Origin of the sequence: Mycobacterium conspicuum (assembly GCF_010730195.1) — a bacterium.
In the GTDB taxonomy this organism is placed as follows: Bacteria; Actinomycetota; Actinomycetes; order Mycobacteriales; family Mycobacteriaceae; genus Mycobacterium; species Mycobacterium conspicuum.
The window spans coordinates 4,661,310-4,684,417 of the sequence record NZ_AP022613.1 but is presented as its reverse complement, the minus strand read 5'-3'; the positions used below and the strand labels follow the sequence as shown (position 1 = coordinate 4,684,417).

Annotated in this window: 19 protein-coding genes and 1 tRNA gene; 11 read left to right on the top strand and 9 right to left on the bottom strand. The window is 68.2% G+C overall.

Translation table 11 applies throughout. The features are described 5' to 3' along the window. The first annotated feature begins 31 nt into the window (after nucleotides 1-31). Nucleotides 32-3,340, top strand: coding sequence for a helix-turn-helix transcriptional regulator (locus tag G6N66_RS21360; RefSeq protein WP_085233679.1), 3,309 nt, complete (start codon nucleotides 32-34; stop codon nucleotides 3,338-3,340). A 12-nt stretch (nucleotides 3,341-3,352) separates the two neighbouring features. Here the strand turns inward: G6N66_RS21360 and G6N66_RS21355 are convergent, their stop codons facing one another. The 5 genes from G6N66_RS21355 to G6N66_RS21335 all read right to left on the bottom strand — a co-directional run bounded on the left by G6N66_RS21355 (nucleotide 3,353) and on the right by G6N66_RS21335 (nucleotide 6,968). Beyond that, on the bottom strand, nucleotides 3,353-3,994 hold the full coding sequence (locus G6N66_RS21355) for an LpqN/LpqT family lipoprotein (protein ID WP_085233645.1): 642 nt from the start codon (nucleotides 3,992-3,994) through the stop codon (nucleotides 3,353-3,355). Further along, nucleotides 3,991-4,338 carry an arsenate reductase (glutaredoxin) gene (gene arsC, locus G6N66_RS21350; protein WP_085233646.1) on the bottom strand — a complete coding sequence of 116 codons (348 nt, stop codon included), beginning with the start codon at nucleotides 4,336-4,338 and terminating at the stop codon, nucleotides 3,991-3,993. Before arsC ends, G6N66_RS21355 begins: the two co-directional genes overlap by 4 nt. Beyond that, the gene (locus tag G6N66_RS21345) at nucleotides 4,339-5,319 is read right to left on the bottom strand and encodes a ribose-phosphate diphosphokinase (RefSeq protein WP_085233647.1); all 981 of its coding nucleotides are present in this window, start codon (nucleotides 5,317-5,319) and stop codon (nucleotides 4,339-4,341) included. Between the two features lie 85 nt (nucleotides 5,320-5,404). After that, entirely contained in the window at nucleotides 5,405-6,868 is a 1,464-nt protein-coding gene (glmU, locus tag G6N66_RS21340; protein WP_085233648.1) for a bifunctional UDP-N-acetylglucosamine diphosphorylase/glucosamine-1-phosphate N-acetyltransferase GlmU, read from the bottom strand. A gap of 28 nt (nucleotides 6,869-6,896) precedes the next feature. Further along, nucleotides 6,897-6,968, bottom strand: a tRNA-Gln gene (locus G6N66_RS21335). Nucleotides 6,969-7,161: 193 nt separating this feature from the next. On the opposite strand from G6N66_RS21335, the gene G6N66_RS21330 reads away from it, so the two are divergent. Then, nucleotides 7,162-7,755, top strand: coding sequence for a TetR/AcrR family transcriptional regulator (locus G6N66_RS21330; protein WP_139825278.1), 594 nt, complete (start codon nucleotides 7,162-7,164; stop codon nucleotides 7,753-7,755). A 104-nt stretch (nucleotides 7,756-7,859) separates the two neighbouring features. Continuing rightward, nucleotides 7,860-8,129: a hypothetical protein gene (locus tag G6N66_RS21325; RefSeq protein WP_085233650.1), complete on the top strand. Its 270-nt coding sequence runs from the start codon at nucleotides 7,860-7,862 to the stop codon at nucleotides 8,127-8,129. 4 nt (nucleotides 8,130-8,133) lie between these two features. On the opposite strand, the gene lysA is transcribed toward G6N66_RS21325, so the two are convergent. After that, the gene (gene lysA / locus G6N66_RS21320) at nucleotides 8,134-9,474 is read right to left on the bottom strand and encodes a diaminopimelate decarboxylase (protein ID WP_085233651.1); all 1,341 of its coding nucleotides are present in this window, start codon (nucleotides 9,472-9,474) and stop codon (nucleotides 8,134-8,136) included. Between the two features lie 107 nt (nucleotides 9,475-9,581). On the opposite strand from lysA, the gene mfd reads away from it, so the two are divergent. The 8 genes from mfd to G6N66_RS21280 all read left to right on the top strand — a co-directional run bounded on the left by mfd (nucleotide 9,582) and on the right by G6N66_RS21280 (nucleotide 18,801). Then, nucleotides 9,582-13,184: a transcription-repair coupling factor gene (gene mfd, locus G6N66_RS21315; protein ID WP_085233652.1), complete on the top strand. Its 3,603-nt coding sequence runs from the start codon at nucleotides 9,582-9,584 to the stop codon at nucleotides 13,182-13,184. After that, nucleotides 13,181-14,158, top strand: coding sequence for a nucleoside triphosphate pyrophosphohydrolase (locus tag G6N66_RS21310; RefSeq protein ID WP_085233653.1), 978 nt, complete (start codon nucleotides 13,181-13,183; stop codon nucleotides 14,156-14,158). Before mfd ends, G6N66_RS21310 begins: the two co-directional genes overlap by 4 nt. A gap of 72 nt (nucleotides 14,159-14,230) precedes the next feature. Beyond that, the gene (locus G6N66_RS21305) at nucleotides 14,231-14,959 is read left to right on the top strand and encodes a lytic transglycosylase domain-containing protein (protein WP_085233654.1); all 729 of its coding nucleotides are present in this window, start codon (nucleotides 14,231-14,233) and stop codon (nucleotides 14,957-14,959) included. 56 nt (nucleotides 14,960-15,015) lie between these two features. Continuing rightward, nucleotides 15,016-16,305, top strand: coding sequence for a phosphopyruvate hydratase (gene eno, locus G6N66_RS21300; protein ID WP_085233655.1), 1,290 nt, complete (start codon nucleotides 15,016-15,018; stop codon nucleotides 16,303-16,305). An 11-nt stretch (nucleotides 16,306-16,316) separates the two neighbouring features. Beyond that, a complete protein-coding gene (locus G6N66_RS21295) occupies nucleotides 16,317-16,946 on the top strand; it encodes an FtsB family cell division protein (protein WP_085233656.1) in 630 nt (209 codons plus the stop codon). Further along, nucleotides 16,939-17,421, top strand: a complete 483-nt coding sequence (locus tag G6N66_RS21290) for a DUF501 domain-containing protein (protein WP_085233657.1) — start codon at nucleotides 16,939-16,941, stop codon at nucleotides 17,419-17,421. The genes G6N66_RS21295 and G6N66_RS21290 overlap by 8 nt, the downstream gene beginning before the upstream one ends. After that, entirely contained in the window at nucleotides 17,412-18,344 is a 933-nt protein-coding gene (locus tag G6N66_RS21285) for a Ppx/GppA phosphatase family protein (RefSeq protein WP_085233658.1), read from the top strand. Before G6N66_RS21290 ends, G6N66_RS21285 begins: the two co-directional genes overlap by 10 nt. Nucleotides 18,345-18,510: 166 nt before the next feature. Then, nucleotides 18,511-18,801 carry a hypothetical protein gene (locus G6N66_RS21280; protein ID WP_085233680.1) on the top strand — a complete coding sequence of 97 codons (291 nt, stop codon included), beginning with the start codon at nucleotides 18,511-18,513 and terminating at the stop codon, nucleotides 18,799-18,801. 244 nt (nucleotides 18,802-19,045) lie between these two features. On the opposite strand, the gene G6N66_RS21275 is transcribed toward G6N66_RS21280, so the two are convergent. The 3 genes from G6N66_RS21275 to G6N66_RS21265 are packed head-to-tail and all read right to left on the bottom strand — an operon-like array spanning nucleotide 19,046 to nucleotide 23,108. After that, nucleotides 19,046-19,726 (bottom strand): response regulator, encoded by a 681-nt coding sequence (locus G6N66_RS21275; protein WP_085233659.1) that lies wholly within the window; start codon nucleotides 19,724-19,726, stop codon nucleotides 19,046-19,048. Continuing rightward, on the bottom strand, nucleotides 19,723-22,218 hold the full coding sequence (locus tag G6N66_RS21270; protein ID WP_085233660.1) for a sensor histidine kinase: 2,496 nt from the start codon (nucleotides 22,216-22,218) through the stop codon (nucleotides 19,723-19,725). Before G6N66_RS21270 ends, G6N66_RS21275 begins: the two co-directional genes overlap by 4 nt. After that, nucleotides 22,215-23,108, bottom strand: a complete 894-nt coding sequence (locus G6N66_RS21265) for a potassium-transporting ATPase subunit C (protein ID WP_085233661.1) — start codon at nucleotides 23,106-23,108, stop codon at nucleotides 22,215-22,217. The genes G6N66_RS21270 and G6N66_RS21265 overlap by 4 nt, the downstream gene beginning before the upstream one ends.

Here is a 23,108-nt window from a genome sequence, read left to right as displayed (position 1 = left end):
TGTGCGGATGTTTTGCCCGTTGCCGGACGCGATGCTGGCTACCATGAGCCAATCTGCGGAGTTACCGGCGCTGAACTGGAGCGAGTTGGGCTTGAGCGAGTTGCTGCCGACGGGGACGGTGACGTTGCTGCTGGCCGATGTCGAGGGTTCGACGCGGCTGTGGGAGACCCAGCCCGAGACGATGACGGCAGCGCTGGCCCTGCTGAACCGGACGGTGGCTGAGGTGGTGACCGCGCATGATGGGGTGCGCCCGCTCGAGCAGGGCGAGGGCGACAGCTTCGTGGCCGCCTTCGCGCGCGCGTCGGACGCGGTGGCGTGCGCGCTGACGCTGCAGCGGGCGCCGCTGACCCCGATCAGGCTGCGCATCGGGATCCACACCGGCGAGATTCAGCTACGCGACGAGTCCAACTACGCGGGCCCGACGATCAACCGCGCCGCGCGGCTGCGCGATCTGGCGCACGGCGGCCAGACCGTGTTGTCGGGTGCGGCCGAGGCGATGGTCGCCGACCACCTGCCCGATGGCGCCTGGCTTGCCGACCTCGGGACGCATGCCCTGCGCGATCTTCCGCGCCCGGAACGTGTTCTGCAGCTGTGCCATTCGGACATTCGTAACGACTTCCCGCCGCTGCGCACCACGAATGATGCTGGCAATGGTCATCTTCCGATCCAGTTGACCAACTTCGTGGGCCGTGCTTCACAGATCGTCGACGTCAGGCAGCTTCTGAAAGAGAACAGACTGGTGACCTTGACCGGCGCGGGCGGCGTCGGCAAGACGCGGTTGGCGGTGCAGGTCGCCGCCGGAGTGGCAACCGAATTCACCGGCGGCGTCTGGTTTATTGATCTCGCGCCGGTCACCAATCCGCTTGTCGTGCCGGTCGTCCTGGCGCGCACGCTGGGTCTGGCCGACCAGCCGGGCCGCTCCACCATGGAGACGGTGTGCAGGTTTGTCCGGGACCTCAAGATGTTGCTGATACTCGACAATTGCGAGCATCTGCTGGATGCCTGCGCGGATCTGGTGGTGGCCCTGCTTGATGCCGGCCACGATGTCACGATCTTGGCGACCAGCCGCGAGCCGATCGGCGTCGTCGGCGAGCTGACCTGGAGGGTGCCGTCGCTGTCGGTGGACGACGAGGCCGTTGCATTGTTCATCGACCGCGCCCGTCGAACCAGGCCAGATTTTGCCCTCAAGGCAGACAATTCGTCGGTAATCGCCGAAATTTGCCGGCGCCTGGACGGCATGCCTCTGGCGATCGAGCTGGCGGCCGCGCGAACCCGCACGCTGTCACTGACCCAGATGGTCGACGGCCTCCATCACAGCTTCCGCCTGCTCGCCGGCGGCGCACGCACCGCGGTTCGCCGCCAGCAGACGCTGCGCGCTTCCATCGACTGGTCGCACGGAATGCTCACCGATCCCGAACGCATTCTGTTTCGCCGCCTGGCGGTCTTCATGGGCGGATTCGACCTCGACGCCGCGCACGCGGTTGGGGCCGATGCCGACGTGGAGCACTTTCAGCTGATCGATCTGCTCGGACTGCTCGTAGACAAATCGCTGGTCGTCGCCGAGGAGATCCAGAACGTCATGCGATACCGCATGCTGGAGACCGTCCGCCAGTACGGTCTGGAAAAACTTGCCGAGTCGGGCGAAGCCGAGGCGGTGCGGACGCGGCATCGCGATCACTACACCGGAGTAGCTACGGAGCTGGCCGCGCGAATCCGTGGCGACGGAACACCGTTGGTTCCGTGGGCCGAGCTCGAGATGGACAACTTGCGGGCGGCGCATGCATGGAGTTGCGATGCCGGCGACTTTGATCCGGCGTTGCGTCTGGTGTCGTCGCTGCAGCGCCTGTGGGTGACGCGTGGGCGATTCCGTGAAGGCGTGGCCGGGTTCGACGCGGTCTTCAGCGACGACCGATACCGCGACGTCGATGTCGCTACCGACGTCTGGGTACGGGCGGTCGCCGACGCCGAGCTGCTGGCGGTCTGGTTCTCGACCCCGAACAACTTGCCGCGAGCGCAAGAAGCCCTGGGCGCGGCGCGTCAACGCGACGATCAGAGACTCGTCGTACACATCCTCTTGACGTGCGCCGTGTTGGCGATGAACTACGCCGAGTTGGCTGAGCCATATTTCGCCGAGGCGGCCGAGCTGGCCCGCGCGGCGGACGACCTCGCCGCGCTTTACCATCTGCGCGCCTACCAATGCTTCGTCGGCAACGTCGTCGGCGATCCGATCGCTGCGCAGGCGGCCGGCGAGGAGGGACGTGCCCTCGCCAACGAACTTGGCGACAGCTTCATGTCTCGGTACAGCCGGGTGTTCCTGGGCGGGGCGCTCGTGTTGCAGGGCAAGCTGGCCGAGGCGCTGCGGGTATCTCGTGAGCTGGTTGAGGAGGCGCGCGCGGCACAAGACCTCCCGATGGAAACCTTTGGTCTCATGACGCTGGCGCAGGCGCTGACGTTCACCGGCGACGCAACGGCAGGCCGCGCCGCAGCGCAGGCGGCCCTCGAAAACGGTGCCGCCATGGGCGGCTTCCACGAGGACACCGCCTACCTGGCCCTGGCCATCGCCGAGCTGGCAAGCGGCAACATCACGGCGGCCAAACAGGCCTGCGATGCGGCCTGGGGATGCACCTCTCCGCTCAAGGAACTGTTTGTGAGGAGCTTTGTGCCCATGGCGGAAGCGACCATGGGCTGCGGCGATCTGGTCACCGCCCGCCGCTGGGCAGACGACACCGTTGCGGCGGTTCCGGGGAGTCACCAGGTGACGGCGCTGACCGCACGGGCCGGCGTCGCGGTCGCCCAGGGTGAGTCGCAGCAGGCCGAACGCGACCTGCACGACGCTCTCGAAATTGCCGACCGCACAGGCGGATACCTGCATTTGCCCGATGCACTCGAACGCCTCGCCGCGTTGGTCGCCGACTCCAATCCCGAGCATGCCGCCCGGCTGTTCGGTGCGGCCGAAGGCATGCGGCAGCGGCACGGCGAAATTCGATTCAAGGCTTTTCAAGCGTCCTACGACTCAGCGCTGTCGAAGGTACGAGAAGCGTTGGAGCAACACGACTTTGATGGCGCATGGTCGGAAGGCAACGCGCTATCCACCGGTGAGGCAATCAGTTACGCTCAGCGCGGTCGCGGGACCCGGGGACGCCCGGCCAGTGGCTGGGAGTCGCTGACACCTACCGAGCTGGACGTCGTCCGCCTGGTCCGGGAGGGATTAAGCAACAAGGACATCGGCGCACGACTGTTCATCTCCCCGCGCACCGTCCAGACCCACCTCACCCACGTCTACGCCAAGCTTGGCGTCACCTCCCGGGTCCAACTCGTCCAGGAAGCGGGCCGCCGCTAGTGAGCTGTCGCGCTATTTGGCGGCCACGGTGAACCCACGGATGATCGCCTCGATATCGGAGGACTGCGCGACCGCCTCCTTGGCCAGGCTGGTGATGGTCAGCTGAACCAGGTACCGCTGCTTGCCGGGCGGCGAGCCGGTGGCGATCACGATCCGGTTATAGCTGTGCATCCGCATGTCGTCCTGGTCGTAGCTGCCCTGCAGCATCGACGAGGGAAATCCGTTGAAGTCAGCGGTCGACGCGTCGAGCTGGGTGAAGTTCGAGACCAGCTGGGCGTCGGCGTTGGCGTGCTGAATCGCGTCGGCGGCGTTGAAATCGGCGCCCCGCAGCGCGAACACCTCCAGCATGGCGGCCGGATACCTGCTGCCCTTAGAGATCACCTCGGTGGTCTTGGGCAGCTTCGGATTGCTGTACGGCTTCCAGCCCGGTGGTGTCGGCATCGACACCGTCAGGTCGGTCAGGGTGTTCGGCGCCACCGGCACCCCGGACACCCCGATACCTTCGAGGTACTTGGCGAACGGGACCGGCTTGGCCGTCGTCGTCGTGGCGCCGGACGCCGTCGTCGGCAAGACCGACTGGAAGTCCGGGGGTTTCGGCGCGCAGGCCGACACCACCAACACGGCGGCGGCCGCACCGAAAACAGCAGCTCTCACAAAATCTCGCGGACCGCATCGATCGGCCGCGCCAGCCGAGTTCCCTTCGCCGTCACCACAAACGGACGTTCGATCAGGATGGGATTTTCGGCCATGGCGTCGAGCAGCTGGTCATCGGTCGCGTCGTCGAGTCCCAGTTCGGCGTACAGCGGTTCACGCTTGCGCACGGCCGTGCGCACATCGATGCCGGCGTCCGCGATCATGCGCACCAGTTCGTCGCGGGACGGCGGCGTCTTCAGATACTGAACGACGGTGGGTTCAATGCCGTTGTCCCGCAACAGGTCCAGCGTCTTGCGGGAGGTGGAGCACTTGGGGTTGTGGTAGATGGTCGCGCCAGCCGACATTTACGCGTCCCCGTCGAACAGCCCTGTGACCGAGCCATTTTCGAATACCGCGCGAATGGTGCTGGCCAGCAGCGGCGCGATGGACAGGACGGTCAGCTGGGGGAAGCGCTTCTCGTCGCCGATCGGCAGGGTGTTGGTGACGATCACCTCGCGCGCCCCGCATGCGGCCAACCGCTCGGCGGCCGGGTCGGACAGCACGCCGTGGGTCGCCGCGACGATCACATCGGTGGCGCCGTCCTCGAGCAGCAGCTTGACCGCGCCGGCGATGGTGCCGCCGGTGTCGATCATGTCGTCGATCAGGACGCAGCAGCGCCCTTCGACTTCGCCGACGACGCGGTTGGAGACCACCTGGTTGGGCACCCGGGGGTCACGGGTCTTGTGGATGAAGGCCAGCGGGACGCCGCCCAGCGAGTCGGCCCACTTCTCGGCGATGCGCACCCGGCCCGAGTCGGGCGAGACGACCACCATGTTGCCGTCGGGGTAGTTGTCCTTGATGTAGGTGGTCAGCAGGTTCTGGCCACGCATGTGGTCGACGGGACCGTCGAAGAAGCCCTGAATCTGGTCGGTGTGCAAATCCACGGTGACGATCCGGTCCGCGCCCGCCGTCTTGAGCAGGTCGGCAACCAGCCGCGCCGAGATCGGTTCGCGGCCGCGGTGCTTCTTGTCCTGCCGCGCGTAGGGATAGAACGGCATCACCGCCGTGATCCGCTTGGCGCTACCGCGCTTGAGCGCGTCGATCATGATCAGCTGTTCCATCAGCCAGTTGTTCACCGGCATCGGCGCGGACTGCAGCACGAACGCGTCGCAGCCGCGCACCGACTCGTGGAAGCGCACGAAGATCTCGCCGTTGGCGAATTCACGCGCCGTCTGGGCGGTGACGTGGACGTCGAGCTCCTTGGCGACCTGCTCGGCCAGCTCGGGGTGCGCGCGACCGGAGAACAGCATCAGGTTTTTGCGATTGTCGGTCCAGTCGTGGCTCAACGCGCTGCCCTCACCGCTCGAAATGGTGGCCTATTCGCCTGATCGTACGTAGCGATAGGGTACCGGTTGCGAAAGCACAAATTCATCATGTCGATTCGGGGTCGGTCTGCTCCTTGGCCCTTTCGGCCGCCTCGGCCGCCGGGGTTCCCGGACGCTTGCGCTGCACCCAGTCCTCGATGTTGCGTTGCGGGCCCGCCGACACCGCCAGCGCGCCGGGCGGGACGTCGTCGCGCAGCACCGTCCCGGCCCCGGTGTACGCGCCGTCGCCGACGTTCACCGGCGCCACGAACATGGTGTCCGACCCGGTCCGGACGTGCGAGCCGACGGTGGTGCGCCGCTTGGAGATGCCGTCGTAGTTGACGAACACGCTGGACGCGCCGATATTGCTGTGCTCGCCGATGTCGGCGTCCCCGACGTAGGTCAGGTGCGGCACCTTGGTCCCGGTGCCGATGGTCGAGTTCTTCACCTCGACGAACGCGCCCAGCTTGCCGTCGGAACCCAACACGGTGCCGGGCCGCAGGTAGGTGAAGGGGCCGACGTCGGCGCCGTCCCCGATCACCGCCGACGTGCCGTGCGTGCGGACCACCGAGGCCCCGTCGCCGACGGTGACGTCGGTCAGGGTGGTGTCCGGGCCGATGGCGCAGTGGCCGCCGATCCGGGTGCACCCGAGCAGCTGCGTTCCCGGATGCACGACGGTGTCGCGGCCGATCGTCACGTCCACGTCGATCCAGGTGGTCGCGGGGTCGACGATGGTGACGCCGGCCATCTGGTGGGCGGCGACGATGCGGCGGTTCAGTTCGGCGCCCAGCTCGGCCAGCTGGACCCGGTTGTTGACGCCGGCCACCAGCGCGCTGTCGTCGACGTGGCGAGAATGCACGACCCGGCCGTCTTGCCGCAGGATCGCGACGACGTCGGTGAGATAAAGCTCCTGCTGGGCGTTGTCGGAGCTGAGCCGGCTCAGCGCCGAGCGCAGGGCCGCGATGTCGAAGGCGTACACACCGGCGTTGACCTCGCGGATCTGGCGCTGCGACGGCGTCGCGTCGGTGTGCTCGACGATCGCCATCACCTCGCCTTTTTGGGGATCGTCCTGGGTGCGCAGGATGCGCCCATAACCGGACGGGTCGGCCAGCGTCGTGGTCAGCAGCGTGACCGCGGCCCCGCTGGTGCCGTGGGCCGCGACCAGATCGGCCAGGGTGTCGGCGTCCAGCAGCGGGGTGTCGCCCGAGGTGACGACGACGGTGCCCAAGTAGTCGTCGGGCAGCGCCGTCAGGCCGCAGGCCACCGCGTGTCCCGTGCCGAGGGGGCGATCCTGCAGCGCGACGTCGATCGTGCGCCCGAGGGCGTTCGCCAGCTCGGCGACGATCGGGGCGATGCGCTGGTGCTCGTGGCCCAAGACCGCGACCACGTGCTGCGGTGCCAGCTTGGCGATGGCGTGCAGCGAATGCGACAGCATGCTGCGACCGGCGATCGGGTGCAGCACCTTCGGGGTGTCGGACCGCATCCGGGTCCCGGGCCCGGCGGCGAGAACCAGGACAGCGGTATCCGTCATCGACTCTCCCTCCGCCGCGTCTCACCAGCTCCGTCGCCAGGACTCGAACCTGAACTCTCAGAACCAAAATCTGATGTGCTGCCGATTACACCACGACGGATTGCAGTTGCGGGATGCCCGCAGTCGCACGATGCGACTCTAGTCTGGCCGCATTGACTCTGCGTGTAGGGCGGGAGTCTCTCGGACTTTTCCGCCATAGCCGCAGAGTCAACGCCGGTACCCTGACTAGCGTGGCAGTGCTGGAACGCGAGCCCGAAAAGCCTGATAAAGAGGTGCGGGCGCCGCGCGCCCGGATGACGGGCAGCGAACGCCGCCACCAACTCATCGGGATCGCGCGCTCGCTGTTCGCCGAACGCGGCTACGACGGGACGTCGATCGAAGAGATCGCGCAGCGGGCCAACGTGTCCAAGCCGGTGGTCTACGAGCATTTCGGCGGCAAGGAAGGCCTCTATGCCGTCGTCGTCGACCGGGAGATGTCGGCGCTGCTGGACGGCATCACCTCGTCGCTGACCAACAACCGGTCCCGGGTGCGGGTCGAGCGGGTCGCGCTGGCGCTGCTCACCTACGTCGAAGAGCGCACCGACGGCTTCCGGATCATGATCCGCGACTCGCCCGCCTCGATCAGCTCGGGCACCTATTCCAGCCTGCTCAACGATGCCGTGAGCCAGGTCAGCTCCATCCTGGCCGGCGACTTCGCCCGTCGCGGCCTGGACCCGGGCCTGGCCCCGCTGTACGCCCAGGCGCTGGTGGGATCGGTGTCGATGACGGCGCAGTGGTGGCTCGATACGCGCGAGCCCAAGAAAGAAGTGGTCGCCGCGCACCTGGTCAACCTGATGTGGAACGGCCTGATCGGCCTGGAAGCCGATCCTCGGCTGCAGGACGAGTAAAACGCAAGGAATACGCAAGGCCCAAGTGTTGGGATCGGTAGCAGTGCGGGCGAGATCCACTGGTCAGCAGCCCGTTCGCGATTAACCGGCACGAAGGAGCCACGATGAAACGATCCACCCGAGTTCCCGCTTTGTTGGGGGCAGCGGCCGCGCTGTTGCTGTGGGGCGGCGCCGAGCTGGCCGCGCCGTCGGCCCAGGCGGCGCCCTGCCCCCGCTTGCAGGCCTGCACCACCTGGTGCCCGGGCCAGCCGAACCCGGCGGGCCGGCCCATCCCCTGGGACACCAGCGTCTGCCACGACTATTACTGGGACTCCTACGGCGTCCACGACATCGGCACCGGCGCCTTCTACGCCTGGCGAGGCATGGGCTGGTAGTGGGCTAGCCGCAGTCGCGCGAGAGCAGGTCGGCGATCGTCTCGCGGCGGACCAGCTCGCGGGCCCTGCCGTCCTTGACCGCCACCAGCGGCGGCCGGCCGACCATGTTGTAGTTCGACGCCATGCTGTGGTGATAGGCGCCGGTGCAGGCCACGGCCAGCAGGTCGCCGGGATGCACGTCGGCCGGCAGCTCGACGTCGCGGGCGATCTCGTCGCCGGCCTCGCAATGCCGGCCCGCGACGGTGACCAGCCCTCTGACGCCGGACGCGTGTCGATTGGCCAACGTGACGGTGTATTGCGCGCCGTACAGCGACACCCGCGGGTTATCGCTCATGCCGCCGTCGACCGCGACGAAGGTCCGCCCGCCCGGTTGGGTCTTGACCGAGGAGACCCGGTACAGCGTGACGCCGGCGCGGCCGCTGATGGCCCGGCCGGGTTCCACCACGATGGTCGGCCGCGGGAAATGCTCGGCGGCGCAGGCCTCGTCGAGCGCGTCCTCGATGGTGCGGGCCAGTTCGTCGACGTCGAGTTCGGACTCGCCGGCCACGTACGGGATGCCGTGGCCCCCACCGATGTTCAGCTCGGTCAGGATGACGCCGTGTGCGGCGCGGATGTCGGCCATGGCGGCAATCATCCGATGAATCGCCTCGCCATACAGCGCCGCATCGGTCACCTGCGAGCCGATATGGCAGTGCAGGCCGACCAGGTCGAGGATCGGATGCGCCAGCACGCGGCGCACCGCGTCGGCGGCGTGGTCCCCGGCGAGCGGGAAGCCGAACTTCTGGTCGCTGATGCCGGTGGTGAGCGCGCGGTGACCGTGGATGTCGATATCGGGGGTCACCCGGATCAGCACCCGCTGGCGCTTGCGCGCCAGGCCCGCGAGGTAGGCGATCTCGATGTCGGAATCCAGCACGATGCGCCCGACGCCGATCCTGGTCGCCTCGCGCAACTCCTCGGGTGATTTCGCGTTGCCGTGCATGATGATCCGGGCCGGGTCCACCCCGCCGGCCTGGGCCGTCGCCAGCTCGCCGGCGGAGCAGACGTCGACACCGAGCCCCTCTTCGCGGGCCCAGCGCGCGACCGAGGTGGTCAGCAGCGACTTGCCGGCGTAGGCAACCTCGACGCTGCGCAGCGCCTTGCGGTAACGCCGGGCGCGGCGGCGGAAGTCGGTCTCGTCGATCACGTAGGTCGGGGTGCCGAACTCGTCGGCGATGTCGGCCAGCGGTACGCCCCCGACGCTGAGTCGGCCGTCTTCGTCGGAACGCGTGGTGACCGGCCAGATCGCGGAATCGAACCGCGGCGGCGCCGCCCTTCCGAGCGACGGCAAAATATCGAGCAATGTCATGACTTCAAAATGCGCCCGGACCGGGGTGGCTGCCGGGATCCTTACGACTCCTTGACGGTGCCGGGGCCAATATTGACGTCCTCCGGCGCACCTAGAATGGCGGCATCATGACCGCACCGGGGGCTGCTGGCCCAGACATGCCGCTCGCGGGGCTCGTCGACTTGGCGCTGACCGCGCCCACCTTCCAGCGGCTCATCGAGCACACGGCCGATCGGCCCGGCGAATTGAGCCTGGTCGGGGCGGCCCGCGCGCGCTTGTTCGCCGCGAGCGCGCTGACCCGGCAGGGCCCGTTGCTGGTGGTCACCGCCACCGGACGCGAGGCCGACGATCTGACCGCCGAGCTGAAGGGCGTCTTCGGCGACGCGGCGGCGATGTTCCCGTCCTGGGAGACCCTGCCGCACGAGCGGCTGTCACCCGGGGTGGACACCGTCGGCACCCGCCTGATGCTGCTGCGCCGGCTGGCGCATCCCGACGACGCGCGACTCGGCCCGCCGTTGCAGATCGTGGTCACCGCGGTGCGCTCGCTGCTGCAACCGATGTCGCCGCAGTTGGGGCTGGTGGAGCCGGTCACGTTGAGTGTGGGGCAGGAAGTCGACTTCGAGGACACCGTCGCCCGGCTCGTCGAGCTGGCGTACACCCGGGTGGACATGGTCGGTCGGCGCGGTGAATTCGCCGTGCGCGGCGGGATCCTCGACATCTTCGCGCCGGTCGCCGAGCACCCGGTGCGGGTCGAGTTCTGGGGCGACGAGGTCACCGAGATGCGGATGTTCTCTGTTGCCGATCAGCGCTCCATCCCGGAGATCGCCGTCGACACGCTGGTCGCCGTCCCGTGCCGCGAGATGCTGCTGACCGACGACGTGCGGGCGCGCGCGGCCCAGCTGGCCGCGGCGCACCCCACCGACGAGGGGGCGATCACCGGCAGCGTCAGCGACATGCTGGCCAAGCTGGCCGAGGGCATCCCGGTCGACGGCATGGAGGCGCTGCTCCCGGTCCTGCGTCCCGGCCAGCCGGTGCTGCTCACCGATCAACTGGCCGACGGCACGCCGGTGCTGCTGTGCGACCCCGAGAAGGTCCGCACCCGGGCCGCCGACCTGATCAAGACCGGCCGCGAGTTCCTCGAGGCGTCCTGGTCGGTGGCGGCGTTGGGCACGGACGCGCCGGTCGACATCGAGCAACTGGGCGGGTCGGGGTTCGTCGAACTCGACGACGTGCACGCCGCGGCGGTGCGGGCCGGTCACCCGTGGTGGACCTTGAGCCAGCTGTCCGACGAATCGGCCATGGAACTGGACATTCGGGCGGCGCCGTCGGCGCGGGGACAGCAGCGCGACGTCGACGAGATCTTCGCGATGCTGCGCGCGCACGTCACCACCGGCGGGTATGCGGCGGTGGTCGCGCCCGGGACCGGAACCGCGCATCGCGTGGTGGAGCGGCTGGCCGAGTCCGAAACGCCCGCCGCGATGCTGGAGTGCGGTGCACCACCCAAACCGGGGGTGGTCGGCGTGCTCAAGGGCCCGCTGTGCGACGGCGTGATCATCGAGGGCGCCAACCTGGTGGTGATCACCGAGACCGACCTGACCGGCAACCGGGGCACGCCGGCCGACGGCAAGCGGCTGGCGGCCAAGCGGCGCAACACCGTCGACCCGCTGGCGCTGAACGCGGGCGATCTCGTCGTGCACGACCAGCACGGCATCGGGCGGTTCGTGGAAATGGTGGAACGGACCGTCGGCGGGGCGCGCCGCGAATACCTGGTGCTGGAGTACGCGTCCGCCAAGCGCGGCGGTGGATCCGACAAGCTTTATGTGCCAATGGATTCGCTGGATCAGCTGTCGCGGTACGTCGGCGGGCAGGCGCCGGCGCTGAGCCGCCTGGGCGGCAGCGACTGGGCCAACACCAAGACCAAGGCGCGCCGCGCCGTGCGCGAGATTGCCGGCGAGCTGGTGTCGCTGTACGCCAAACGGCAGGCCAGTCCCGGGCACGCGTTCGCGCCCGACACCCCGTGGCAGGCCGAGATGGAAGACGCGTTCGGGTTCACCGAGACCGTCGACCAGCTCACCGCGATCACCGAGGTCAAGGCCGACATGGAAAAGCCGGTGCCGATGGACCGGGTGATCTGCGGCGACGTCGGCTACGGCAAGACCGAGATCGCGGTGCGGGCGGCGTTCAAGGCGGTGCAGGACGGCAAGCAGGTTGCCGTGCTGGTGCCCACCACGCTGCTCGCCGACCAGCATCTGGAGACCTTCCGGGAACGCATGGCCGGTTTCCCGGTGGTCGTCAAGGGCCTGTCCCGGTTCACCGACGGCGCCGAGTCGCGCGCCGTGATCGAGGGCATGGCCGACGGGTCGGTCGACATCGTGATCGGCACGCACCGGCTGCTGCAGACCGGGGTGCGCTGGAAGGATCTGGGCCTGGTCGTGGTCGACGAGGAGCAGCGGTTCGGCGTCGAGCACAAGGAGCACATCAAGAGCCTGCGCACGCATGTGGACGTGCTGACCATGAGCGCCACCCCAATCCCGCGCACGCTGGAGATGAGCCTGGCCGGCATCCGTGAGATGTCCACGATCCTGACCCCGCCCGAGGAGCGCTATCCGGTGTTGACCTACGTCGGTCCGCACGACGACAAGCAGGTGGCGGCCGCTTTACGGCGTGAGCTGCTGCGCGACGGGCAGGCGTTCTACGTGCACAACCGGGTCAGCACCATCGACCGCGCCGCCGCCCGGCTGCGCGAGCTGGTGCCCGAGGCGAAGATCGTCGTCGCGCACGGGCAGATGCCCGAGGACCGGCTGGAGCGCACCGTGCAGGGGTTCTGGAACCGCGAGCACGACATCCTGGTGTGCACGACGATCGTGGAGACCGGGCTGGACATCTCCAACGCCAACACGCTGATCGTCGAGCGCGCCGACACCTTCGGGTTGTCGCAGCTGCATCAGCTGCGCGGCCGGGTCGGCCGCAGCCGCGAACGCGGCTACGCCTACTTCCTCTATCCGCCGCACACGCCGCTGACCGAAACGGCCTACGACCGGTTGGCGACCATCGCGCAGAACAACGAGCTGGGTGCGGGCATGGCGGTGGCCCTGAAGGACCTGGAGATCCGCGGCGCCGGCAACGTCCTGGGCGTCGAGCAGTCCGGGCACGTCGCCGGCGTGGGGTTCGACCTGTACGTGCGGCTGGTGGGCGAGGCCGTCGAGGCGTACCGGCTGGCGGCCGACGGCCAGACCGTGACCACCGCCGAGGAGCCCAAGGATGTGCGGATCGACCTGCCGGTGGACGCGCACCTGCCGCCGGACTACATCGCCAGCGACCGGCTCCGGCTGGAGGGTTACCGGCGGCTGGCGGCCGCGTCCGACGACGCGGCCGTCGGCTCCGTCGTTGACGAGCTCACCGACCGCTACGGCCCGCTGCCCGAACCGGCCCAGCGACTGGTGGCGGTGGCGCGGCTGCGGTTGCTGTGCCGCGACGCCGGCATCACCGAAGTGAGCGCCCCGTCCGAGGCGAGCATCCGGCTGGCGCCGATCACGCTGCCCGACTCCGCCCAGGTGCGGCTGAAGCGGATGTATCCCGCCGCGCACTACCGCGCGACGACGTCGACGGTGCAGGTGCCCATCCCGCGGTCGGGCGGGCTCGGTGCGCCGCGGCTGCGCGATCTCGAGCTGGTCCAGATGGTGGTCGACCTGGTGACGGCGCTGCAGGGCAAGGCGCAGCAGGAAATATGATCGTCGTCCTGTTCGACCCCCGCCGCCCGTCGCTGGTGCCCATCGAAGCCATCGAGCACCTCACCGGCGAGGTGGAATACACCGAGGAGATGCCGGTCGCGGTGCCCTGGTCGCTGCCCGGGGCGCGCCCGGTGCAGACCGGGAAAGAGGCACCGGTGCTGCTGTCGTCGGATCCCAACCATCCCGCCGTCACCGCGCGATTGGCCGCCGGAGCGCGGCTCATTGCGGCGCCCGAATCGTCGCGCGGCGAACGCCTGGTGGACGCCGTCGCGATGATGGACAAGCTGCGCAGCGCGGGGCCGTGGGAGGGTGAGCAAACTCACGACTCGTTGTGCAGGTACCTGCTGGAGGAGACCTACGAGTTGCTGGACGCGGTTCGCGGCGGCAACGCCGACCAGTTGCGCGAAGAACTCGGTGACCTGTTGCTGCAGGTGCTCTTCCACGCCCGCATCGCCGAGGAGGCGGCGCATCTTCCGTTCACCATCGACGACGTCGCGGCGACCCTGATGCGAAAGCTGGGCAACCGGGTGCCGGAAGTGCTTGCGGGCAAGACGATTTCGCTTGAGGATCAGCTGGCTCAGTGGGAGGCGCGCAAGGCCGCCGAAAAGCCGCGGGACTCGGTGATGGACGACGTCCATACCGGTCAGCCGGCTCTGGCGCTGGCGCAGAAGGTGATTGAACGGGTCAACAGGGCCGGGCTGCCCGCCGACCTGATCCCCGCCGAGATCACCTCGATCTCGGTGTCGGCTGATGTCGACACCGAAAACTCGCTGCGCACCGCCGTTTTGGGGTTCGTCGACACGGTACGCGGTGCCGAGAAGGCGATTGCCGCGGCGCGCCGCGGGGGCAGCGTCCCGGACGAGTTCGATGTCACGCCGCCGGGTGAGATCACCGAAGAGGAGTGGCGCGCCCACTGGCCGGCCGCCGAACCGGTCCTCAAAGGCGGCGCAAAGAAGCGCAAGGGCCGAAGATAAGGCCCGAATACCGGGGGAGCGGCAAACCCCATGGGACGATGAACGGGGCTGAACTGGGTATAGGGGAGTGTCGTGTCGCCGAGACGTTGGTTGCGGGCCGTCGCCGTGATAGGCGCGACCGCCATGCTCTTGGCGTCCAGTTGCACCTGGCAACTCAGCCTTTTCATCCCCGAAGGCGTGCCGCCGCCCGCGGGGGATCCGGTGCCGCCGGTGGATACCCATGCCGCCGGCCGGCCCGCGGATCAGCTGCGCGAGTGGGCGGAAAAGCGTTCCCAGGTCTTGGAAATCCCGGTCGTTGCGCTCGAGGCCTACGCCTACGCCGCCCGGGTCGCCGAGGTCGAGAACCCGAAGTGTCACATCGCCTGGACCACGTTGGCCGGCATCGGACAGGTGGAGAGTCATCACGGCACCTACCGGGGTGCGACGCTGGCGCCCAACGGAGACGTGAGTCCGCCGATTCGCGGTGTTCGCCTCGACGGCAGCGGCGATAACCTGCGCATCGTCGGCGATGACGACGGGACCGACGCCGACGGCGGGCTGGCGCGCGCGATGGGCCCGATGCAGTTCATCCCCGAAACGTGGCGGTTGTACGGGGTGGACGCCAACAACGACGGCATCGTCAGCCCGGACAACATCGACGACGCCGCGCTGTCGGCCGCGGGCTATCTGTGCTGGCGCGGAAAGGATCTGGCCACTCCGCGAGGGTGGATCACCGCGCTGCGGGCCTACAACAACTCCGGAGTCTATGCGCGCGCCGTGCGTGACTGGGCGACCGCTTACGCGAAGGGTCGGCCCTTATAGCAGGATGAACCGGAAACCAGGCTTTACGCTAAGCGAGTTTAGGCAAGGAGAACGCAGTGCCGATTATCGAGCAGGTCGGAGCCCGTGAGATCCTCGATTCCCGCGGCAACCCGACGGTCGAGGTCGAGGTCGCGTTGATCGACGGGACGTTTGCCCGCGCGGCCGTGCCGTCCGGCGCTTCCACCGGCGAGCACGAGGCCGTCGAGCTGCGCGACGGCGGCGAGCGCTACGGCGGCAAGGGTGTGAAAAACGCGGTCCAGGCCGTCCTCGATGAGATCGCCCCGGCGGTCATCGGTCTGGCGGCCGACGACCAGCGGTTGGTCGATCAGGCGCTGGTAGACCTCGACGGCACCCCGGACAAGTCCCGACTGGGCGGCAACGCGATCCTGGGCGTTTCATTGGCGGTCGCCAAGGCGGCCGCCGATTCCGCCGAGTTGCCACTTTTCCGTTACATCGGCGGGCCCAACGCGCACATTCTGCCGGTCCCGATGATGAACATCCTCAACGGCGGCGCACACGCCGACACCGCCGTGGACATCCAGGAGTTCATGGTGGCGCCGATCGGCGCCCCCAGCTTCGCCGACGCGCTGCGTTGGGGCGCCGAGGTTTATCACTCGCTCAAGGCGGTCCTGAAGAAGCGCGGGCTGAGCACCGGCCTGGGCGACGAGGGCGGATTCGCCCCGGATGTCCCCGGCACCACCGCGGCGTTGGATCTGATCAGCCAGGCGATCGAGTCGGCGGGCTTCAAGCCCGGTGCCGACGTGGCGCTTGCTTTGGACGCGGCGGCCACCGAGTTTTTCACCGACGGCACCGGTTATGCCTTCGAGGGCAACACCCGCAGCGCCGAGCAGATGGCCGAGTTCTACGCCGGCCTGCTGGGTTCCTACCCGCTGGTATCGATCGAAGACCCACTCTCCGAAGATGATTGGGCCGGCTGGGCCGCCCTGACCGCGTCGATCGGCGACCGGGTGCAGATCGTCGGCGATGACATCTTCGTCACCAATCCCGAGCGGCTCGAGGAGGGCATCGAACGGGGTGTGGCAAATGCGTTGCTGGTCAAGGTGAATCAGATCGGCACGCTGACCGAGACGCTCGATGCGGTAGCCCTGGCGCATCACAGCGGATATCGCACCATGATGAGCCACCGCAGCGGCGAGACGGAGGACACCACGATCGCCGACCTGGCGGTGGCGGTCGGCAGTGGCCAGATCAAGACCGGTGCCCCGGCCCGCAGCGAGCGGGTCGCGAAATACAACCAGCTGCTGCGGATCGAAGAGGCGCTCGGCGACGCCGCGCGCTATGCCGGTGATCTGGCCTTCCCCCGATATGCGCCGGACCCGAAATAGGTTGAAATAGCTTGGCCGCCAAGCCCGATCCGAAGCGCCGTTCCCCGGCATCGCGCCCGGGGAAGGCGGGCGCCTCGGTCCGGGGACGCAAGCCGGCCAAGCCGGCCAAGCCGCCGCAGACCGTCGCCAGCCGCGGCGCGACCAAGACGCTGGCCGAGCATGTCGTCGAACCCATCAAGCGATCGATCGCCGAATCCGTCGAGCAGCGCTCCGATCAGCGGCTGGGGTTCACCGCGCGGCGCGCGGCGGTGCTGGCCGCGGTGGTCTGCGTGCTGACGCTCACCATCGCCGGCCCGGTGCGCACCTACTTCGCGCAGCGCACCGAGATGTCGCAGTTGGCCGCGACCGAGGCGGCGCTGCGCCGACAGATCGCCGACCTTCAGCAGCAGAAGGACAGGCTCAACGACCCGGCTTACATTGCGGCGCAGGCGCGTCAGCGCCTCGGCTTCGTGAAGCCCGGAGACATCCCGTTCCAGGTCCAGCTTCCGCCGGGGGCGGCGACGGCCGCGCCGCCCGGCGGCGATGCGGCCAAACCGGCGAACAACAACCCCTGGTACACGTCGTTGTGGCACACGATCGCCGACGCCCCGCACCTGCCGCCGGCCGCCACCCCGTCGCCCGTGCCGCCGCCCGGTGGTTGATGATGCCGACCTCGAGGCGATCGCGCGCCAGCTCGGCCGCGAGCCTCGAGGTGTGCTCGAGATCGCGTACCGGTGCGCCGACGGTGAGCCCGGCGTGGTGAAGACCGCGCCGAAACTTCCCGACGGCACGCCTTTTCCGACGCTGTACTACCTGACCCATCCGGCGCTCACCGCCGCCGCGAGCCGGCTGGAGGCGACCGGTCTGATGCGCGAGATGACTTCGAGGTTAGCCCTCGACCCCGAATTGGCTGCCGCGTATCGGCGCGCGCACGAGTCGTATCTGGCCGAGCGTGACGCCATCGAGCCGCTGGGCACCCGGTTCTCCGCCGGCGGCATGCCCGACCGGGTCAAGTGCCTGCACGTGCTGATCGCGCATTCGCTGGCCAAGGGTCCGGGGGTCAATCCGTTTGGTGACGAGGCGCTTGCGCTTTTGGCCGCGGAGCCGTCGACGGCGGCGGTGCTGAGATGGCCGTGAGCCGTGTTGCCGCAATCGACTGCGGCACCAACTCGATTCGCCTGCTGATCGCCGAGGTGAGCGATGGCGGGCTGCGCGATGTGCATCGCGAGACGCGAATCGTGCGGCTGGGGCAGGGCGTGGACGCGACGGGTGAGTTCGCACCGGAAGCGGTTTCGCGGACCAAGGCGGCGCTGGTCGACTACGCCGACCTCATGCGAGCCCATGGCGCCGAACGCGTGCGCATGGTTGCCACCTCGGCGGCGCGCGATGTCACCAATCGTGATGTGTTCTTTGCGATGACGGCCGACGTGCTGGGCACGGTTGCGGAGGTGATCAGCGGTGAGGAGGAAGCCGCACTGTCGTTCCGCGGTGCGGTCGGTGAATTGGACAGTGCCGGAGCGCCTTTCGTGGTGGTCGATCTCGGTGGCGGTTCGACCGAGATCGTGCTGGGCAGTGACAGCGTGACGGCCTGCTATTCGGCCGACATCGGCTGCGTGCGGTTGACCGAGCGGTGTCTGCACTCGGATCCGCCGACGCCGCAGGAGGTGGCGGCGGCTCGCCGGGTGGTGCGCGAACGGCTCGACGCGGCCCTGAGTGTGGTGCCGGTTGAGGGGGCGCAGACCTGGGTGGGCCTGGCCGGAACGATGACGACGTTGTCCGCGCTGGCCCACAACATGACGACGTATGACGCTGCGGCCATTCATCTTTCGCGGGTCAGCGGGTCTGATCTGTGGGACGTGTGCGACCGGTTGATCGGCATGACGCGATCGCAGCGTGCGGCGCTGGCGCCGATGCACGAGGGCCGCGCCGACGTGATCGGCGGCGGGGCCATCGTGGTCCAGGAGTTGGCCCGCGAGCTGCGCGGCCGGGCCGGCATCGACGAGCTGACCGTCAGCGAACACGACATCCTGGACGGCATCGCTTTGTCGATTGCCGGTTGAATCACATCCGCCACACCAGTCCCTGGCCGGGAAGGATGTGTTGTTCACCGGTGGACCAACCGAGTCACATCCGCCACACCAGTCCCTGGCCGGGAAGTGATGTGCTTTTTGTCCACCTCATAGCGACAACTCGGTGGGTGTCGTACCGGTGTGCGAGGGTCCGGTCATGACGCAACTGCACGGAATCGAACTGCGGTATGTACTGACCATGGAACTGTCCGCGAATGGCCCCGCGACGGTTGCCCAGCTGATCGACGCGCTTGACCGGCGCGGCTTTTCCGTGCGCGGAAGGCCTTCGAAGGCGGTGTCGGATGCGTTGCGCTGGGAGATTGCCCGCGGCAGGGTGCACCGGCTGCGCCGCGGACTGTACAAAAGGGCATACATCCCGCACGCAACCGAATACCGGATCATCAACCGGGTGCGCGCCTTGCGCGTGGCCGCCCTGTTGTCGCTGTGAGGTGGACAAAAGGCACATGGTCTTCCGCGAGGTGGCTGGTGTGGCGCAAGCGATTCAGGCGCGCCTTGCGCGCGGCCGCCCTGTTGTCGCTGTGAGGTGGACAAAAGGCACATGGTCTTCCGCGAGGTGGCTGGTGTGGCGCAAGCGATTCAGGCGCGCCTTGCGCGCGGCCGCCCTGTTGTCGCTGTGAGGTGGACAAAAGGCACATGGTCTTCCGCGGGGTGGCTGGTGTGGCGCAAGTGACTCACGCCTCGAAGCGATAGCCCATGCCCGATTCGGTCAACAAATGCTTCGGATGCGACGGGTCCTCCTCGAGTTTGCGCCGCAACTGCGCCAAATACACACGCAGGTAATGCGTTTCGGTCGCATACGCCGGACCCCATACCTCCTTGAGGAGTTCTTCGCGGCCCACCAATTTGCCGCGGTTGCGGACCAGCACCTCGAGCATGCCCCACTCCGTCGGGGTGAGGTGCACTTCGGTGCCGTCCTTGGTGACCCTCTTGGCCGCCAGGTCGACGGTGAACGCGTCGGCCTCGATAACCGGCTGGTCCATCTCGGACGCCGCGGCATTGCGACGGACCGCGGCCCGCAACCGGGCCAAAAACTCGTCCATACCAAAGGGTTTCGTGACGTAGTCGTCGGCTCCGGCGTCCAAGGCCTCGACCTTGTCCGACGAGTCGGTGCGCGCCGACAACACGATCACCGGCGCGGTCAGCCAGCCGCGCAGCCCGCCGAGCACGTCGATGCCGGAGATGTCGGGCAGGCCGAGGTCGAGGATCACGACGTCGGGTTTGTGCTCGGCCGCCGCACGCAACGCCCCCGCGCCCGTCGAGGCGGTGACGACCTCGTAGCCTCGCACGGACAAATTGATGCGCAGCGCGCGCAGGATCTGCGGCTCGTCGTCGATCACCAGCACACGGGTCACGGTGCCGCCAGTTCCACGGTCACGGTAAGTCCACCGCCCGGTGTATCGCCGGCCGCGATGGTGCCGCCCATGGCCTCGACGAAACCACGCGCCACCGACATGCCCAGCCCGACACCGGTGGAGTTGTCGTGATCGCCTAGGCGCTGAAACGCCTCGAAGAGCTGATCCTCGGTGCCGTGTGGGATCCCGGGGCCCTCGTCGATGATGTTGATCAGCACACGATCACGCACTTGCCCCGCGTTGACGCGGACCGGGCTGTTGGGCGCATACCGCAGCGCGTTGTCGATCAGGTTGGCGAAGACCCGTTCGAGCAGCCCGCCGTCGGCCAGCACCACGGCATCACCGACGTCGACCTTGACCCGGTCGATGGCGGATCGGTAGAAGCCGGTGGCGCCCTTGCCGATACTGACGAGCGCGCGTTGCACCGACTCCTCCAGATACACCCGGCGCAGCTCCGGGCGAACCACACCGGCGGCCAGTCGCGACGAATCGAGCAGGTTGCCGACCAGCGCCGTGAGCTGGTCGATGGACTCCTCGATGGTGGCCAACAGTTCGGCCGTGTCCTCGGGGGAGAAGGCGACGTCCACGGCACGCAGGCTGGACACCGCGACCTTCGCGGCGGCCAGCGGCGTCCGCAGATCGTGGCTCACCGCCGACAACAGGGACCGCCTCAGCTCGTCGGCCTTCACGATCGCCTCGGTCCGGCTGGCCTCGTCGGCCAGCTCGCGCTGCCTGATCAAGCCCGCCGCCTGCTTGGCCACCGCGGTGAGCACCCGGCGGTCCCGCGCGTCGAGCTTGCGGCCGGCCAGCAGCATCCAAAACTCGTCGTCGCCGACCTCGATCGCGGTGTCCGCCGAATCGACCGCCACACAAGGGTCTTTGCCCACGCAAGCCACGATCTCCTTGGGCTCACGCAACATGCTGACCGCGCGTTGTGAATAGGTCTCGCGGACCCGCTCCAACAAAGCCTCGGGATCGGCGCCGCGCAGCACCGATCCGGCGAACAGGGTCAGCAGCTCCGCCTCCTGGGAGGCGCGCCGGGCCTCCCGGGTGCGTTTGGTCGCGCCGTCGACCAGCACCGCGACCGCGACCGCGATCAGCAGCAGGACCAATTCCACGACGGCGCTGCTGGGCTCGGCGATGGTGAAGCTGTGCCGCGGAGCGATCAGGTAATAGTTCAACAGCAGCCCGGCCAGCACGGCCGAAAGGGCAGCCGGGGCAACGCCTCCCAGCAGACCGACCAGCAGCACGCCGATGAAAAACAGCGCGCTTTCGGCGCCGGTGTCCAGGTACGGGTCCAGCAGCGTCACCGTGACGGCGCAGATGGCCGACGGGACGATGACGGCGGCCAGCCAGGAGGCAACGCGTCGCTCGCGGGGCGCGAGCGACGCCCACCGAAAGCCGCGCTTGGCTTCCTCGTGGGTGACCATGTGCACGTCGATCTTGCCGGACTGCTGCACGACCGCCGGACCGATGCCCTCGTTGAGCACGCGCGCCCACCGGGACCGCCGGGAGGTGCCGATCACCAGCTGGGTGGCATTCATCTCACGGGCGAAATCGAGTAGGGCCGCCGGTATGTCGTCGCCGACCACGGTATGCACCGACGCGTCCAGGCTGCTGGCCAGCTCGCGAACCTTGTTCAACCGCGCGTCGGACAGGCCGGCCAGGCCGTCGCCCCGGATGACATGCACCACCATCAGCTCGGCGCTGGACTTCGACGCGATCCGGGATGCCCGCCGCACCAGCGTCTCCGATTCCGGGCCGCCGGTGATCGCCACCACGACGCGTTCCCGCGCCTCCCACATGTCGGTGATTTTGTTCTCGGCGCGGTACTTGGCCAGCGCGGTGTCGACCTGGTCGGCCAGCCATAGCAGCGCCAATTCCCTTAGGGCAGTGAGATTTCCGCGACGGAAGTAGTTGGACAGCGCCGCGTCGATTCGTTCGGACGCATAGACGTTGCCGTGAGATAGCCTGCGGCGCAGTGCCTCCGGAGTGATGTCGATGAGTTCGACCTGGGCGGCCCCGCGCACGATGGAGTCCGGAATCGTCTCCTTTTGTTCAATGCCGGTGATCTGCGCGACGACGTCGTTGAGGCTCTCCAGGTGCTGAATGTTGACCGTGGAGATCACCGTGATCCCGGCGTCGAGCAGCTCTTCGACGTCCTGCCACCGCTTTTGGTTTTTGCTGCCAGGGGTGTTGGTGTGCGCGAGTTCGTCGACGAGCACCACCTGCGGACGGCGGGCCAGGACGGCGGGCACGTCCAGCTCGGCGAAGGTGCCGCCCCGATAGTCGATGTAGCGGGGCGGGACGATCTCGATGCCCTCAAGCATCTCCGCGGTCTTCTTGCGGCCGTGGGTCTCGACAACGGCGGCCACCAGGTCGGTGCCGCGCTCCAAACGCCGGTGTGCCTCGCCGAGCATCGCGTAGGTCTTACCCACGCCGGGCGCGGCGCCGAGATAAATCCGCAGCTCGCCGCGTTTGGAGACGCTCACTGAACCATCGTAAGCGGGTACCTATGGTCGAGAGCCAGGTTGAGCTGCAGCACGTTGACGGTGGGTTCACCAAAGATTCCGAGTAGGCGGCCAGTGGTGCACTGCGCCACCACCGCCCGAATCTGGTCCGCGCTGACGTGGCGGGCCCTGGCCACCCGGGCGATCTGAATATCGGCGTAGGCGAGCGAGATATCGGGGTCCAGGCCGCTGCCGCTGGCGGTGACGGCATCGGCCGGAACCTGCGGTGAGGCCGGGGCGGCTCCGCGAATCGGCACGATCTGGCCGGCCGAGTAGTCGTCGCCGACCGTGGCGCACTCGACGTGCACGCCCTCGTAAAAGTCAACGAAGGGCTGTTTGGTCGTCGCGCACGGCTCGTTGACGCTGACCACCCTGGTGGGATGGCTGACGTACCCGCGTGCGTCCCGCGGGCCGATCACCGACAGCACGGCGCCGACGCCCCCACCCGTGCAGAACGGGCGCGACCCGTCCACGCCTTCGAGCTTGCCGACGGCCGCGCTGCGCGCACAGACCTGCGACAGCAGGCTGGGCTTCGGCGGATCCCCCGGGGTGTCGACGACACTTTCGGGTCCGAGGTTGCTGCCGCCGCTCGCCGTGGGGTCATACCCGTTGGCACCCGCCGCCGACGGGCGGCTCTGGAAGTACTCTGACAGCGGGTTGCCGTTCGCGTCGGTGAACAACTGGCCGATCAGCTTGCTGCCGACCGGTTTTCCGCCGGCGGTGAGCATCGATCCCTCGGCCTTGTCGTGCAGCCCCGGAAGCATGGCCACCAGCCAAATCAGCAGCGGGTATCCGAAGCCGAGGATCACCGTGAAGACCAGCAGCGCGCGCAGCGCCGCCCAGTGCTGGCGAATGATGTTGGAAGACTTCAT